The sequence below is a fragment of the Yersinia sp. 2553 StPb PI genome (genome assembly GCF_052217105.1).
Classification (GTDB): Bacteria; Pseudomonadota; Gammaproteobacteria; order Enterobacterales; family Enterobacteriaceae; genus Yersinia; species Yersinia enterocolitica_E.
This window is the reverse complement of record NZ_JAZGPX010000002.1, coordinates 1,767,142-1,782,303: the sequence shown is the minus strand read 5'-3', so window position 1 is coordinate 1,782,303 and position 15,162 is coordinate 1,767,142. Positions and strand designations below refer to the sequence as shown.

Sequence of the window (15,162 nt, the reverse complement as noted above, 5' to 3'; positions counted from 1 at the left end):
AGAGCCACTTTCACAACGGCTCTCAATTTATAAAACTCTGCAAAAGGTTCTCACAAGTGCCTTTGACAGAATCTTATAGATGTTTTCACATGTCTAGGTGTCGGCCAATCAGCGGCTGAGACTTTACCAACCAGCGGAATATTCTGTTATGGCTAATTCAGACACACAAATGAAGCGGCCATATCCGCCATTGTCATTCGTCAATGAGTTCAGACCGCACATTGAATTAGTCCCCGCCACTGAAGTTCTTGAGTGGGTTAACAGCCAAATACTCAGTGACGAAGGCGAGCTACACAATCCCGACCACGGACACTTAATTGACGCTGACATAAAAATCATGTGGGCATCATCTGCGTTTGAAAAGCAGGGTAGAACTGTTCTTGGTCAAGCTGAGCAGGTAGCAATGAGAGCTGGCGGCTGGCAAAAAGCCCGAATGGAACAGCAGATGTACGAATGGTTCGGCGATGTACCGACATTCATCATTACCCTGGCTGCGGATTACTGTGCTCAATGTTCTGACCTTGAGTTCTGTGCGCTGATAGAACATGAGCTTTATCACATCAGTCACGCAAAGGACGAATTCGGAGCACCCAAGTTCAACAAAGAAGGGCAACCGACATTGAAACTTCGCGGACATGACGTTGAAGAGTTTGTCGGTGTAGTTCGCAGATATGGTGCGAGCATTGAAGTACAAGAAATGATTGATGCGGCAAACAAACCTGCGGAGGTAGCCCATCTTAACGTTGCCAGGGCGTGTGGAACATGCCTGCTGAAACTGGCCTGATTAGTTACATTACGTTAGTCATGGAGGATGCCAATGGCTGCACTAAAACCAGAGGTCAAAGCCTTCATCGTTCAAGCCTTGGCCTGCTATGACACTCCATCGCAAGTGGTCGCGCAGGTGAAACAAGAATTCAACCTCACCTTGACTCTTCAGCAGGTTTCTTCATACGACCCGACAAAGGCCATCGCGAAGAATCTGGGGCAGAAATGGATAGACCTATTCAACTCAACTCGCACTCGATTTCAAACCGAAATATCTGATATTCCAATCGCTAATAAAGCGTACCGGCTCCGCGCCTTGAATCGTATGGCGGCGAGCACTGAAAAAATGAAGAACTTCGGAATGACCGCCCAGCTAATGGAGCAGGCCGCGAAAGAGGTTGGCGATGCGTATACCAATAAACAGAAAGTTGAGCACTCAGGTGGGATGTCTATTAGCTCAGTAGCATCAGTAATGGATGAGATAGGAGATGATGACCTGTAAGGGGTGGCTGTGTTAACTGATAAACAGAAAAAGCTGCTAAAGGACAGGTTCTGGCGTCTTAATCACCTCTACAAAATCAAAGATAAGAACGGAAAGTGCGTCACTTTCAAAATGACTCCTGAACAATTGGAGTATTTCGACGGTATGCACGACCGAAACGTGATCCTAAAGGCAAGGCAATTAGGTTTCACGACAGAGGTTTGCATCATCCAGCTTGATCTCGCACTGTTCCATAAAAAAGAATGTGCACTTATCGCTCACTCCCTTCCCGATGCAGAGCGCCTGTTTCGAAATAAAACCCAGTACGCCTACCGGCTTTTACCGGATGATATTAAGCGAGCAAATCCTTTAACCAAGGAAACGACGAGCGAATATGTGTTTGATAAAGGTGGCAGCGTAACGGTATCCACATCGTTTCGTGGCGGTACGCTATACAGCTTGCATGTTTCGGAGTTTGGCAAGATATGCGCGAAGTACCCAGAGAAGGCCAAAGAGATAGTAACTGGAGCCTTTGAAGCTGTGCCGCTGGGTGGAAAGATAACCCTTGAGAGCACCGCCGAGGGACGCGCTGGCTATTTCTACGATTACTGCCAGGATGCAGAGAAATCGCAACTCCAAGGGAAGGAACTTTCAAATCTCGACTGGAAGTTCTTTTTCTTCTCATGGTGGAAGAATCCACAGTACGCAATCGACCCGGTTGAGGCTTTACCGCAACGCCTTGTTGATTACTTTGCTGAGATGGAAGCTAAGCACTGCGTTCATCTTAACGAGCGCCAGAAATCCTGGTACTACGCCAAAGAAAAGACACTCGGCGATGACATGAAGCGGGAATATCCCACTATCCCAGCCGAAGCATTCCAACAGTCTGTTGAGGGTGCTTACTACGCCAAGCAATTCCGCTGGCTTTATACCAACAAGCGGATCTGCAAATTACCTGATAACTCACATCTGCCGGTTCACACGTTCTGGGATATCGGCGTGGGCGACTCCACAGCCATCTGGTTCGTGCGTGAAGTTGGCGAAGAGTTCCATGTCATCGACTACTACGAAAACTCCGGTGAAGGTCTACGGCACTATATGAAGGTGCTGAAAGACCGCGGCTATACGTATGGCGATCACTGGGGTCCGCACGATATCGAAAACCGTGAATTCGGCTCTGATGCCAAGTCTCGCAAAGAACTGGCGCGGGAAGGCTATGAAATCGATGGGAAAATTTACTCCATGACATTCAAAGTGGTGCCGAAAACTGGCGTTGATACTGGTATCGAGTCAGTGCGTGAAATTCTGCCTAAGTGTGTCTTTGATGATGAGAAGTGCGCAGAAGGTATAACTCACCTCGAAGGATATCGCAAGGAATGGGACGACAGGCGCGGTTGCTGGAAAGACAAGCCACTTCACGATCACACCTCTCACGGCTCTGATGGATTCCGTTACTTTGCTGTAGCGAAGAACAACAAGCGCCAAGAAGCATTCAGTATTAACATGAGAACCGCATTCTAATGGCTAATAACGACATCACATTTATCCGGCCTGAACATGGGGCCGCAAGCCCGTTATGGGAAACGGTTCGCGATGTTTGTCGTGGGCCAGATGCGGTTAAACGTAGACGGCATAAATATCTGCCAAAGCTTGACCCAACAAACAATAGTGAAGAGAACAACCGGCGCAATGATGACTATCTTCGCCGTGCTGTCTTTTATGCGATTACCGGTCATACCAAAAATGGATTGATTGGTATGGCATTTCGTCGCGACCCAACAGTGACTATTGTCGATAGGATGGAATATCTGAAAACCAACGCCAATGGCGCGGGTATCAGTATTTATCAGCAGGCGCAGTCAGTTCTTGAATCTGTATTAGAAGTTGCCAGAGAAGGGTTATACGTCGATTACAGCGCTGATATGAAAGGGGCCATCATTCTTAATTATCGCGCTGAGGACATTATCAACTGGCGAACTGAGCGGATAAATGGGCGTGATAAACTGGTTTTGGTCGTGCTCCGTGAGTGTGTTGAAGAGCCGGATGGCTACGGCTTCAAGGATCGCATTCAATACCGTGAGCTGGCGATGGACGGTGGTCGGTTCGTGTGTCGCGTCTGGCGTAACGTAGGGCCGAAAAAGAGCGGCGTATATGTCGTTGATAGCGAATATTACCCAGTGATTCAGTTTGGCGGAGCCTGGGATGAAATACCCTTTACCTTTGTTGGCGCGCAAAACAATGACCCATCAATTGATGAGTCACCGTTATTGGCACTGACTGAAATCAATCTCGGCCATTATCGTAACTCGGCCGACTATGAAGATAGCCTGTTCTTTTGTGGGCAGGTGCAGCCGTGGATCAGCGGATTAACCGAAGAATGGCGTGATTGGTTGCAAAAGGCCGGAATTGCTCTTGGCTCTCGTTCGCCAATATTACTGCCAAAAGATGGCGCATCAGGATTTAACCAGGCGCAGCCGAATATGATTGCCAAAGAGGGGATGGATTCAAAGCGTGACTACATGATCTCTCTTGGCGCTCGATTGGTTGAGCAAAATAGCGCGGTAAAAACAGCAACGCAGGCAACGGGTGACCAGGCGGCATCTACCTCTGTTCTTGGCATCTGTTGTGCCAACGTTTCAGAGGCCTATACGCAAGCGCTGCTTTGGTGTGCGAAATACATGGGGAATAAGGGCGCAGAGGTTGCGTATTCCATCAGTCAGGAATTTATTCAGCGCGTTGCCGACTCAGGGATGTTGGCTGCGATTGTTGCAGCGTGGCAGAGCGGTGCAATTCGTGACGCGGATATGATCCGGGCAATGCAAAAGCTGGATATTATCGACCCCGAATCTAATCCCAATGATGTTCTGGACGAATTGAAAAATCAGAGTCCCAGCCTGACAGGTGGCTAAATGGCAACGATTAACGAAAGGCTGCGTGATGAAGCAATAGCACATAGTCTGTTTCAGTCCCGTTATGGTGCTGGTGTTGCCCGTAAAATGGTTAAAGTACTTAACGAGAGCGACGCAGAGCTATCGGCTCGTCTTATCGTGGCACTTGATGATGTTAATCCAAACAGTGTCACCGTGAAGCGCTTAGAAGGCTTGCTGGTTAGTGTTCGTCAAGTGAACAAGCAATCTGTTGATGCGATGTATGCATCTCTGTCCGACGAGCTGCTGGACTTTGCGAAGCATGAGGCAGGTTATCAGCTTAGTTTGTTTGACTCCTTATTACCGGGGCTAGTTTTAAATCGGTTCCCGCTAGCATCAATCACTCAAGAGCAGGTTTACGCCGCTGCAATGGCTCAGCCGTTCCAAGGGCGATTGTTGCGAGACTGGGCTGAGAATATCGAAGCCGATCGGATGAAACGTATTATCAATACGGTGAAAAACGGTTACCTGGCTGGCGATACTGTTGAACAGATGGCGCGGAAGGTACGCGGTACAAGAGCAAGAAGCTATCAAGATGGCGCAATCGAGGCGGGACGGAAGAATGTTACCGCGGTGGTGAAAACGGCCGTCACTCATATGGCAGCCGTAGCGCGGGATAAATTTGCTGAGAACAACAGCAATATCATTGATGCTAAGCAATGGCTCAGTACCTTGGACAATAAAACCTCTCACGATTGCATCATCCGTGATCGGCTCAAATACACACTAGAAGGTAAACCCATTGGTCACAAGGTTCCGTATCTTCAGGGGCCAGGCCGCATTCATTTCTGTTGTCGCTCGATGGAAACCTTAATCACCAAATCATGGCGTGAGTTGGGGGTCGATATCGACGAAATGGATGAAGGCACTCGCGCTAGCATGGATGGACAAGTTCCAGCGGGAACTACCTATAGTGAATGGTTGCAACGGCAATCTTACCGCCGACAAGTTCAGGTTCTGGGCGAGACTCGCGCCAGACTGATGAAAGATGGCGGCATGCGAACTGATGAATTTTTCACTGATAAAGGGGAGTGGCTGACGTTACAGCAGCTTCGCGATATTGACGGTCGGGCATTCTCTGATGCAGGCCTGTAGAAAACTACGCTCTAACAATTACCGCCAACGGTAAAAAACTGAGTTATCCAAAATATGAGCCTCGCCATCGTGCGGGGCTTTTTAATGGGCTAGGCCCAGCAATAAATCCCAAGGGGACAGCATGCTATTCCGAAATATCGCACGTAAATATTATGCCGAGGCTAGTGAAGGTGGCGAAGGTGGTGGCGGGCCAGCCGCAACTATCACACCAGAGATTCAGGCATTGATTGATGCCAGGGTTAATGAATCTGTCACTGGACTCAAAACCAAAAATAGCGAATTACTCGGCAAGCTCAAAGAGCAAGGCGAGAACCTGAAACGCTATGACGGTATCGACCCGGACGCGGTGAAAACTATCCTGCAACGATTCTCTGACGACGAAGAAGCCAAGCTGATCGCCGCTGGAAAGATTGATGAGGTACTGGATAAACGTACTGAGCGATTACGGGCTGATGTTGATAAAAAACTCAAAGTTGCCAATGACCGCGCTGATAAAGCCGAAAGTTTCAGCAAAAAATTCAGTGACCGGGTGCTTGGTGATGCCATTCGCTCCGCCGCATTGAAAACTGGCGCATTGCCGGGTGCTGCTGACGACATCATCCTGCGCGCAAAAGGCGTATTTACTCTCAACGATGAAGGTGAGGCCGTCGCCGTTGATAAAGATGGTTCAGCCCTACTGGGAAAGGATGGGAAAACACCACTCACCCCGCACGAATGGGCTGAATCACTGAAAGATGTTGCTCCGCATCTCTGGCCGCAGGCTGAAGGCACCAACGCTGGCGGTCATAAGCAGAATGGCGGAGCACTCAAACGATCAGCAATGACCGCAGCCCAAAAGGCGGAATTTATTCGTGCTAACGGGCAGCAGGCATTCTTAAAACTTCCGAAAGAATAAGGATTTATAATTTATGACCACAACCGTTAACTCTGACCTGATCATCTATAACGATCTGGCTCAGACATCCTATCTTGAGCGCCGACAGGACAACCTTGACGTGTTCAACGCCTCTTCAAATGGCGCGATTGTGCTGGATAACGCCTTGATTGAAGGGGATTTCCGTAAACGTGCTTTCTATCAGCTTGGTGGCAGCATCGAGCACCGTGATGTTGATTCAACTGGGAAAGTCACAGGCAAGAAAATTGGTGCCGGTGAATCAGTTGGCGTTAAGGCTCCGTGGAAATACGGCCCTTACCAGACGACTGAAGAGGCATTTAAACGTCGTGGCCGTGACGTGTCTGAATTCTCCGAAATTGTGGGCGTAGATGTCGCCGACGCTTCACTGGAGGGGTTCATCAAGTACGGCATTCAGGCATTGAGCGCTTCCATTGGTGCCAACCCAGACATGGTTGTTACTGCCAACATTGAAGTTGATGGCAAGAAAACCCTGACCAAAGGTATGCGCAAGTACGGTGATCGCTTTGGCCGTATCGCGCTGTTTGTTATGCACTCATCCACCTACTTTGACATCATTGATCAGGCGATTGCAGCCAAGATTTATGAAGAGGCTGGTGTTGTAGTGTATGGCGGTCAGCCTGGTACATTAGGTAAGCCGGTTCTGGTTACCGATACTGCGCCAATTGATGCCATCTTTGGGTTGTTGCCGAACGCGGTGGTTATTACCGAGTCGCAGGCTCCTGGATTCCGTTCATACCCAATCAACGATGAGGAAAACCTCGGCGTTGGTTATCGCGCAGAAGGGACAATTAACATCGACTTGCTGGGCTACAGCTGGGATGAAACCAACGGCGGCAAGAACCCGAGCCTGACCGAAATTGGCGCAACCAATAGCTGGAAAAAACATGCAACCAGCAACAAAGTTACCGCAGGTGTGATGATTAAGCTGATTGCTGAAGATGTGGCGGCAACAGGGGTCACTCTGAATAAATCAACAACTTCATTGGTTGTTGGTGCAGATGAAACTCTTGTTGCTACCGTTGCGCCATCTGATGCAGCCAATAAAGCCGTTATCTGGACCTCATCCGCTGCTGCAAAAGCCACAGTTGATGCAAATGGTAAGGTGACTGCTGTTGCCGCAGGAAGCGCAACTATTACCGCTAAGTGCGTGGACGGCAACTTCACTGCGACTTGCGTAGTGACTGTTACGGCTGCTTAAGTTGGATAACTATAGGGGCTTAGGCCCCTTTTCTATTGGAGGATAGGATGTTAGTAACCGATCCAACCTCACCAGATTTTAACAGCTATGCATCACTCGAAGATTTAGTCGCGTTCGCTTTGGCGCGCGTAGTTAACTTACCTTCTGAAACAGAGTCATTACTGATTAAGGCGATGGACTACCTGAACGGGCTTAATTGGTATGGAAGCAGAACCAAACTAACCCAGCCATTACCCTGGCCGAGATCGGGTATCACTTTCGACGGATTTAGTTACCCATCAACTAATATCCCTCCACAACTTATTACAGCGCAGTGCATGCTTGCCGTGGAAGCTATTGAAGGAGATTTACTGGGTTCGAATAGAGAGGCGGCAATAAAGTCTGAGGCTGTATCAGGAGCTGTGTCGATCACTTACGCTGTATCTGATGCCGAGTCATTCACTCCCAATTATCCGGCCGTGATGGCAATTCTACGCGGGTTTGCTGCGGGTAACGGCTTTGCTATTAACGCAACAGCGAGGCGTTTATGACTGCAAAACTTAACATTGTTCAGTTTACCAGAGACGACAAAGCTGAACACAACAAAGCCAATGTCATCAGATTACTAAAAGAAGCGCTAGCGTTTGCCGAAAATGGCAGCCCCCAGAGCCTTGCGGTGATAATGATCAGCAATGGCGATGTTATGGATTGTTATCACCATGGTGGCGCGCCATACATGATGGTGGGTGCGATTGAATCACTTAAAACTGGCTATATTCACGCTCAGATAGAAAGGCGATGATATGGCTATCAATTACCCACGAATGCGAGCGACAGCAACACGATTGATTACCGAGAATGGAGCGACCTACCAACTATCTCGCGGTGGTGGCGTCGAGTTCGTCGGCGGTGTTGAAGTGGAAATCCCTCTGGAAACATCTTCCATTGTTGGTGTTATTTCCAGTTACTCTCCCGGCGAGATTGATGGCACCTTAATCCAGAACGGTGATGTGAAAATGTCGGCTACGGCTGATGTGGAAATTCGCATCGGCGATCTGATTATGATTGATGGCAAAAAACACCGAGTCATTAAACCTAATCCAGCAAAACCCGCCGCACTGCTGATCTGCTACAAACCACAACTGAGGGCGTGATATGGCTGAAAACTCCAGCTTCATGGCTTCGATTAATGCGTTTATTGAAAAGGGTAAACGCAATCAGGAATTGGTGGTTCAAAAAGCAGGGATCAAAATTCTTAATCGGTTAGTCACGATGTCTCCAGTTGGTAACCCTGACTTATGGGCAACCAACAACACTGCCGTTTCTTATAACGATGCTGTTTTCGAGCATAACGAAGAACTAAAGAAAGATTCAGCTAACTTAACCAAAACAGGGCGACTGAAAAAACGGGCTAGGGTGACTGATAGCATGGATGTCAAAGCACCTGCTGGCTATACCGGTGGGCGATTTAGAGGTAATTGGCAGGTTGGCCTAGATGTTCAGCCTGACGGTGAGACAGGGCGTATCGATAAAAGTGGCAATATGACAATGGCTGTGGGCAATTACATGCTTGAGCAGTTCAAGGTCGGCACCAAGGCTATCTACTTCACCAACAACGTCCCTTACGCTTACCGGCTTGAATTTGGTCATTCATCACAAGCCCCAAACGGGATGATCCGCATAACCGCCGAGGACGCTGTTAAATACTTTACTGAAGCAGCTAATGAGGTGAATAAGTGAGTACTCAACGAATCACGGTATTGCTGGAGAAACGGCTTGGCGAATGGGCGGCGATTAAAGGCATTCCGTTGGCTACCGAAAACGTTAGCTTTGATGATACTGGTGATATGTATCTGCAATCGCATGTCATGCCAGCCACAACAGACACTATCGATTTAGCGCAGGCTTCCCGCGTATTCAAAGGTGTGTATCAGATTAATATCAACGCCAAAGCAGGTAGCGGTAAATCAAAATCACATTCCATTGCTGCTGAGTTAATAGAATTGTTTAACCTCAATACTGAGCTTACAGACGGGGTGGTAACCTGCTATATCAACAGTGTTCCCAGCCAGTTTCCCGGCATTACTAACAACACCACATACACAACACCAGTCAGCATGAGCTATCGCGCTGACGTCATTTAAACCTCAATCAATCCCACATCACCGGCCTATGCCGGTTTTTTTATATCCAAAATCGGAGAATTACCATGGGCTTTGCTCTACCTAATGGCGCGGGTATTTACCTGGCTAAAACATATGAAACCGAAGTTGCGGTAACGGCAGTTTCCAATGCTGTTGATGCAGTTCTGACGGTAGCAACGGGGCATGACATTGCCGAGGGCGATATTGTGCAGCTAACCTCAGGCTGGGCCGCGTTGAATGACTTGGTTGCAAAAGTAACAGCATCCACCGCGACTACTTTAACGCTCGGCTCTATTAACACCTCGAACACCGATCGTTTTGCCGCGGGTGGTGGTGTGGGTACGGTTAAGAAGGTCGAAAGTTGGATTGAAATCCCGCAGATCACCGAGGTATCGAACAGCGGTGGTGATCAGCAGATGATTCAAATTCAGTTTCTTAGCGATACTCGTCAGCGCAATCTCAATACGTTTAAGGCGGCTCAATCTCAAACCCTGACGTTGGCGCATGATTCCAGTATGCCTGTTTATCCGGTGCTACGTGCTGCGGATGAGTCAGAGCAAACACTGGCAACCTACATGTATGTGCCTAAAGCCAAAGAGAACCGCTACTCGTCGGTGAAAGTGTCCTTTAACGATATTCCAACTACGGCGATCAACGCCATTGAGACGGTTGCTGTGGTGCTTAACCTGCAATCGCAAGCGACGACTTTCTACAAGTCTAGTGCACCAGTGGCTGTTACTGGCGTCACTTTGAATAAAACTACTACCACTCTTGCCGTGGCTGCCACTGAAACCTTGACGGCAACCGTAGCGCCAGTAAACGCAACTAACAAATCAGGCGCTTGGTCATCATCAGCACCAACCAAAGCTACCGTTGACCCGGTAACTGGTGTTGTGACTGGCGTCGCTGCTGGCAGTGCCAATATCATTTACACCACCGCAGATGGCGCGAAAACCGCTACTTGTGCCGTCACCGTCACCGCATAAGGAACATGAACCATGGCAGTAAAATTCACCCTGGTACCGTCACCAACATTTAAAGCAGATGTGAAAATCCCTCGGGCCGGTCTGGATGACGGCGAGTTAACGTTTACCTTTAAGCATTTGCCGCTTAATGAAGTATCGAATATCGAGAAAGCAGAAGGGCAAACAGGGTTAGATTTCGCAGAGAAAATTATCCAAGGCTGGGCGCTTCCCGACGCATTCAACCGCGAAAATCTGGAAGTGCTTGCGAATAACTACCCGAAAGCTATCGAGAATGTAATCAGTGCGTTTTATCGCGAACTGCTTGGTAACCGCGAAAAAAACTAACCTCGGTTGCCACAGCCCTCTATACCCCTGAACCCACCCGCGAAGAATTGGCAGGCAACGGCCTGACACCTGATGATTTCGACGATGTGATTATCGAGATATGGCCGGATGTTTGGCCTGCTTTCAATGTGATTAGAGCAATGTCCACGCAGTGGCGTACCGGCATGTCTGGGCCTACTGGGTTGGACTACGGCTGCCTATCACAAGTCATGGATTGGGTGGGTGTAGAGAGCAAAGCAACCGTGTTTGATGACATAAGGCACATGGAGAGCGTTGCGCTGTCCGTTATTCACAAGCGGAGCAAGTAAATGGCAGATATCGCAACAATCGTACTAAACGTAAACACGTCTAGCCTGGAGCAGGGTGATAAAGCGTTAGACCACTTCGGGCAAACAGCGGAGAAGGCTACCAAACAAGCGGATGGCTTGAATGAGTCCAATACTAAGCTGGCTTCATCTTATGATGAGGCCGCTAAGTCCCTAGCTAACAATTACAAAGCGACAACCGATTATAACGAAAGCGTTGAGCGTAGCGCCAAATCTTCAAAAACGGCCACTGCCATTATTGAGGAGCAAAAGGCTGGGTTAAGCGCGCTACTAGATAGAATCAATCCAACTAACAGAGCATTTTCTGAGCTGGATGAAATATCTAAAAAACTAAGAGCTGCTAAAAATTCTAATCTGATAAATTCAGAGGAATTTGAGCACTACAACTCAATTCTATCCACGACAGCAGATAGGATAAGCAAAGTTGCTGATGCACTAACCGAAGAAGGCAGGGCTGCCACTGCTCAGGCAGCGGCAGACAGAAAGGCCACTGAAGCAAAAGAGGCTTTTCTTGCCAAATTGCGCGATCAGAATGCTTTGTTCAAAGCATCTGCTTCTGATTCAGCCACCTATCGTGCGGCGCAGTTAGGCATTACAGCCGAAGCTGCTCCAATGATAGCCGCCATCAAGCAACAGGAAGATGCCACCCGCCGCGATGCGGAACAAAAGAAATTAGCCGCAATTGCAGCTCGCGGATTAAAGGAATCAATCAAGCAACTTGAAGCTGAAGAACGGGCTGCCACACAAGCAACTAAAGCTCAGGAGGCTGCGGATATTTCTGCGGCAGCCGCTAAGGCGAATTTTGTTCAACGCTTGCGGGAACAAGTGGAGCTGCAAGGGAAAACGGCTTCAGAGGTTCAGGCATATAAAGCTGCGCAAATGGGGGTTACAGAGCAAGCCGCGCCATTCATCGCAAGACTGAAAGAGCAGGAAGATGCCTGGAAGAAAGGTACTGTCTCTGCTGGTCAATATCGTATGGCTATGCGCCAATTGCCCATGCAATTCACGGATATCGCCACCTCAATCGCCGGTGGTATGCCGTTGTACATGATCGCCATTCAGCAGGGCGGTCAGATTAAAGATAGTTTTGGCGGTATTGGTAATGCCAGCAAGGCGCTATTGAGCCTGATCACTCCGATGACGGTAGGGCTAGTTGGCGCGGCGGCCGTAGTCGGGGGGCTGGCGCTCGCTTACTACAAAGGCGCGGCAGAAAATGAGGAGTTCAATAAGCAACTCATCCTTACTGGTAATTATGCAGGACGAACAGCCTCACAGCTTCAGGATATGGCTAAAGGGCTATCTAGTAATGGGTTAACACAATCAGCACTTTCCGCCGCCATGGCAAAAGTGGTCGGCACCGGTTCGTTTGATTCTTCACAAATTGAGATGGTTACCCTGGCTGCCGCCAAGATGGAACAGGCAACCGGCCAATCCATTGATGCAACTGTTAATAACTTTAAGCGCCTTCAGGATGAACCGTTAAAGGCAGCAAAAGAGCTTGATGATCAGCTTCACTACCTAACTGCTTCCGAATATGAGCAAATCTCTGCGATGGAGCGCTCAGGAAACACCATTGGCGCAGCTAGAGTAGCGATGGAATCGTACTCTAAAGCAATGCGTGAAAGGGCTGATGAGGTTGTTAATAATGTCGGCTATATGGAGAAGGCGTGGTTAGGTCTTAAGGGTGTTGTTCTTTCGACGTTTGATGCGATGGCTGACATCGGGCGAGATAAGTCCCTTGATGATCGGTTGGCTGATGTAAATGCCCGAATGGCAGAAAGTCAGGCTAATCCGGGGCGTTATGACAACAATAAACTTGCCGCCGAAAAAGCGCTGCTTACCGAGGAAAAATATCAGAGAGATGTCGCGGCTGCCCGAAAGAAAGCCAACCAGAATGCTGAGGAACTGGAGAAGAACAGCCTGCGGGTTATGGATGGTTACCGCGACCAATACGCAACGCGAGAGCAGCAACGGACAAAGGAACAACAGAAGTTTAATCAAATTGCGTACCGGTTCAGCGCTGAAGAACAAGCACGTATCCGTTCTGAGATAGATGCTAAATATAAGGACAGAGCGACACCAAAAGGTCGCGCAGCCGCAGCTTATCAAGACGATGCAGCCACCAAAGCATTGCTTGATAGTGAAGCGCGAATCGCAGTTTTAAGAGAACAGTCAAAAGTAACTGAATCAATGACGGAGCAGGAAAAGCAACTTTCGTCATTCACTCAGAAAATCGCTGACCTGAAAAGCAAAACCATCCTCACTGCTGACCAAAAATCACTTCTGGCCCGTTCTGGTGAAATCACTGCCAGTATGCAGCTTGAGGCCCAACTTTCACGCGAAAACGTTGAGCGCAAGAAGGCCACTGAAGCCCTGAAAAAGATGGAAGAGTACACGGCTTCTATTGCAGCAAAGAATAAGCAGAACCAAGATCGCTTTGGTCTGACTTCTAAGCAGGCAGGAAGGGTAGATCAGGAAGCTCAGCTTGATAACACTTTCCGTAAGGATACCAAGGGCATCAATGATGCTGAACAACTGGCGAAAATCACAGCAGAGTACAACAAGGCAAAAGCTGAGTTGCATGCTGGATTTGAACAGGAGGATTTGAATGAAGGTGACTGGTTAGCGGGTATGACTCAGGGGCTAGAACAGTACGGTGAAACCGCCAATAACGTTTTCTCTGCTACCGCGCAACTGGCCCAAACCACAATGGGTAGCATGACATCCATGGCGACCCAGATGATGACAACCGGCTCCGCTAACGTGAAGCAATTTGCGACCAACTTCCTGACCAGCATTGTCGATATCATCAACCGGTTACTGATTGCCCAAGCCATTCAGGCTGCTATGGGCTGGATGAGTGGCGGGGCATCGGCTGGCGCAGGCGCAGCGGCCAATAGTTCATTCTCCGGTGGGGCGTATAACAACCTCACATTTGCCTATGACGGCGGATACATTCCGCAATATGACCGTGGTGGCTATACTGGTGACGGCGGTAAATTCGAACCGAAAGGCGTGGTTCATGGTGGGGAGTTTGTCTTTACCAAAGAAGCTACAAACAGAATTGGTATCGATAATCTCTACCAGATGATGCGGGGCTATGCCGATGGTGGGCTGGTCAGTAATGCGGTAACTGCCACCGCGCCAATGCTTGGCATGCAGGGCGGCGGTAATAACATTACTGTTGGTATTGGTGATGTAGTCATCATGAGCGATAGCCAAAAAGAAAATAATGCTTCAAATTCACAAGATATTGGTGCCGGTATACAGAAGCAACTAAAGCCAGCAATAGTGGCTACTATTAGTGAGCAACTGAGAATACCTGGCACTCCATTATGGATGGCTATGAATGGTAATAGATAACGAATTGAGGGAATTATGAATTTAAAAGCAACAAATTTCAGAATGTATTCAGCAACACCTGAACAGAGTGCGTCTGTAGTTGTCAGTGTTGACGTTTTCCATGATAACGATGATGACTCCATCATGGGGAGGCACATCAACCTTCCATTTAATCCGAAAGATACATTTGAGTCAGTCGGCGACAAAGCGATTGCTATTGTTAAAGCCGAGCTATTGTCCCTTGCGAAAGATATAACTAAATTTGAGTAATAGAGTTGCGTTGATCTTATGTAGCCGCCAATGTGCGGCTTTTTTATTGGGGTATATATGGCGATTGAAACATTTCTTTGGCGAACGCAGGGTGTTCCTGAAGGTAGCTTTAACCAGCGAGTCAGGACTGCTCAGTTCGGTGATGGCTACAAGCAAGTCGCTGGTGATGGAATCAACCCTGAAACGCAGTCATGGCCGTTGACTTTTCAGGGTTTGGAAAAAGACATGATGCCAATCCTGGCGTTTGTTCGCAGGCATACCACCAAGTCCTGCCAGTGGACTGCACCCTATGGGGTTGTTGGCCTGTGGCGCGTCACTGCTGACTCTATCAAGGCCGTTCCAGTTGGCGGTAATGTTATGTCTGTCTCTTTCACTTTCGAGCAATCTTTCAAGCCTTAATATCGAGTAA

General features: G+C 48.5%; 18 protein-coding genes. All 18 read left to right on the top strand.

The window, feature by feature from the left end; genetic code table 11:
- Positions 1-169: 169 nt before the first annotated feature.
- The 18 genes from V2A84_RS09485 to V2A84_RS09400 all read left to right on the top strand — a co-directional run bounded on the left by V2A84_RS09485 (position 170) and on the right by V2A84_RS09400 (position 15,152).
- Entirely contained in the window at positions 170-784 is a 615-nt protein-coding gene (locus tag V2A84_RS09485; RefSeq protein WP_050148836.1) for a putative metallopeptidase, read from the top strand.
- Between the two features lie 33 nt (positions 785-817).
- Positions 818-1,267 carry a DUF2280 domain-containing protein gene (locus V2A84_RS09480; protein ID WP_442848740.1) on the top strand — a complete coding sequence of 150 codons (450 nt, stop codon included), beginning with the start codon at positions 818-820 and terminating at the stop codon, positions 1,265-1,267.
- Positions 1,268-1,276: 9 nt separating this feature from the next.
- On the top strand, positions 1,277-2,767 hold the full coding sequence (locus V2A84_RS09475) for a terminase (RefSeq protein WP_442848739.1): 1,491 nt from the start codon (positions 1,277-1,279) through the stop codon (positions 2,765-2,767).
- Complete coding sequence (locus V2A84_RS09470) at positions 2,767-4,155, top strand: DUF4055 domain-containing protein (RefSeq protein ID WP_442848738.1); 1,389 nt, start codon at positions 2,767-2,769, stop codon at positions 4,153-4,155. The genes V2A84_RS09475 and V2A84_RS09470 overlap by 1 nt, the downstream gene beginning before the upstream one ends.
- Positions 4,156-5,268 carry a hypothetical protein gene (locus V2A84_RS09465; RefSeq protein ID WP_442848737.1) on the top strand — a complete coding sequence of 371 codons (1,113 nt, stop codon included), beginning with the start codon at positions 4,156-4,158 and terminating at the stop codon, positions 5,266-5,268. It begins immediately after the preceding gene.
- 121 nt (positions 5,269-5,389) lie between these two features.
- Positions 5,390-6,163, top strand: a complete 774-nt coding sequence (locus V2A84_RS09460; protein ID WP_439326314.1) for a hypothetical protein — start codon at positions 5,390-5,392, stop codon at positions 6,161-6,163.
- Between the two features lie 13 nt (positions 6,164-6,176).
- The gene (locus V2A84_RS09455) at positions 6,177-7,382 is read left to right on the top strand and encodes a major capsid protein (protein ID WP_046051392.1); all 1,206 of its coding nucleotides are present in this window, start codon (positions 6,177-6,179) and stop codon (positions 7,380-7,382) included.
- A gap of 47 nt (positions 7,383-7,429) precedes the next feature.
- Entirely contained in the window at positions 7,430-7,912 is a 483-nt protein-coding gene (locus tag V2A84_RS09450) for a DnaT-like ssDNA-binding protein (protein ID WP_442848736.1), read from the top strand.
- Entirely contained in the window at positions 7,909-8,163 is a 255-nt protein-coding gene (locus V2A84_RS09445; protein WP_442848735.1) for a hypothetical protein, read from the top strand. The genes V2A84_RS09450 and V2A84_RS09445 overlap by 4 nt, the downstream gene beginning before the upstream one ends.
- Before the next feature lies 1 nt (position 8,164).
- A complete protein-coding gene (locus V2A84_RS09440; protein ID WP_442848734.1) occupies positions 8,165-8,515 on the top strand; it encodes a hypothetical protein in 351 nt (116 codons plus the stop codon).
- Between the two features lies 1 nt (position 8,516).
- Positions 8,517-9,101, top strand: coding sequence for a hypothetical protein (locus tag V2A84_RS09435; protein WP_042569849.1), 585 nt, complete (start codon positions 8,517-8,519; stop codon positions 9,099-9,101).
- Complete coding sequence (locus tag V2A84_RS09430) at positions 9,098-9,505, top strand: DUF4128 domain-containing protein (protein ID WP_442848733.1); 408 nt, start codon at positions 9,098-9,100, stop codon at positions 9,503-9,505. The genes V2A84_RS09435 and V2A84_RS09430 overlap by 4 nt, the downstream gene beginning before the upstream one ends.
- Before the next feature lie 65 nt (positions 9,506-9,570).
- On the top strand, positions 9,571-10,491 hold the full coding sequence (locus tag V2A84_RS09425) for a phage tail tube protein (RefSeq protein WP_442848732.1): 921 nt from the start codon (positions 9,571-9,573) through the stop codon (positions 10,489-10,491).
- 12 nt (positions 10,492-10,503) lie between these two features.
- On the top strand, positions 10,504-10,815 hold the full coding sequence (locus V2A84_RS09420) for a phage tail assembly chaperone (RefSeq protein ID WP_049678892.1): 312 nt from the start codon (positions 10,504-10,506) through the stop codon (positions 10,813-10,815).
- A gap of 47 nt (positions 10,816-10,862) precedes the next feature.
- Positions 10,863-11,123 (top strand): DUF1799 domain-containing protein, encoded by a 261-nt coding sequence (locus V2A84_RS09415; protein ID WP_019082949.1) that lies wholly within the window; start codon positions 10,863-10,865, stop codon positions 11,121-11,123.
- On the top strand, positions 11,124-14,504 hold the full coding sequence (locus tag V2A84_RS09410) for a phage tail tape measure protein (protein WP_442848731.1): 3,381 nt from the start codon (positions 11,124-11,126) through the stop codon (positions 14,502-14,504). It abuts the gene before it with no gap.
- A 15-nt stretch (positions 14,505-14,519) separates the two neighbouring features.
- Positions 14,520-14,753, top strand: a complete 234-nt coding sequence (locus V2A84_RS09405) for a hypothetical protein (protein WP_046051385.1) — start codon at positions 14,520-14,522, stop codon at positions 14,751-14,753.
- Between the two features lie 57 nt (positions 14,754-14,810).
- Positions 14,811-15,152, top strand: coding sequence for a phage tail protein (locus tag V2A84_RS09400; protein WP_265535808.1), 342 nt, complete (start codon positions 14,811-14,813; stop codon positions 15,150-15,152).
- Positions 15,153-15,162: the final 10 nt, after the last annotated feature.

Bases quoted from the DNA above. Each gene is read 5' to 3' on its own strand.
- V2A84_RS09405 (WP_046051385.1), top strand. From the start codon at position 14,520: ATGAATTTAAAAGCAACAAATTTCAGAATGTATTCAGCAACACCTGAA.
- V2A84_RS09435 (WP_042569849.1), top strand. From the start codon at position 8,517: ATGGCTGAAAACTCCAGCTTCATGGCTTCGATTAATGCGTTTATTGAA.
- V2A84_RS09420 (WP_049678892.1), top strand. From the start codon at position 10,504: ATGGCAGTAAAATTCACCCTGGTACCGTCACCAACATTTAAAGCAGAT.
- V2A84_RS09440 (WP_442848734.1), top strand. From the start codon at position 8,165: ATGGCTATCAATTACCCACGAATGCGAGCGACAGCAACACGATTGATT.
- V2A84_RS09460 (WP_439326314.1), top strand. From the start codon at position 5,390: ATGCTATTCCGAAATATCGCACGTAAATATTATGCCGAGGCTAGTGAA.
- V2A84_RS09480 (WP_442848740.1), top strand. From the start codon at position 818: ATGGCTGCACTAAAACCAGAGGTCAAAGCCTTCATCGTTCAAGCCTTG.
- V2A84_RS09425 (WP_442848732.1), top strand. From the start codon at position 9,571: ATGGGCTTTGCTCTACCTAATGGCGCGGGTATTTACCTGGCTAAAACA.
- V2A84_RS09470 (WP_442848738.1), top strand. From the start codon at position 2,767: ATGGCTAATAACGACATCACATTTATCCGGCCTGAACATGGGGCCGCA.
- V2A84_RS09450 (WP_442848736.1), top strand. From the start codon at position 7,430: ATGTTAGTAACCGATCCAACCTCACCAGATTTTAACAGCTATGCATCA.
- V2A84_RS09400 (WP_265535808.1), top strand. From the start codon at position 14,811: ATGGCGATTGAAACATTTCTTTGGCGAACGCAGGGTGTTCCTGAAGGT.
- V2A84_RS09485 (WP_050148836.1), top strand. From the start codon at position 170: ATGAAGCGGCCATATCCGCCATTGTCATTCGTCAATGAGTTCAGACCG.
- V2A84_RS09465 (WP_442848737.1), top strand. From the start codon at position 4,156: ATGGCAACGATTAACGAAAGGCTGCGTGATGAAGCAATAGCACATAGT.
- V2A84_RS09445 (WP_442848735.1), top strand. From the start codon at position 7,909: ATGACTGCAAAACTTAACATTGTTCAGTTTACCAGAGACGACAAAGCT.
- V2A84_RS09410 (WP_442848731.1), top strand. From the start codon at position 11,124: ATGGCAGATATCGCAACAATCGTACTAAACGTAAACACGTCTAGCCTG.
- V2A84_RS09455 (WP_046051392.1), top strand. From the start codon at position 6,177: ATGACCACAACCGTTAACTCTGACCTGATCATCTATAACGATCTGGCT.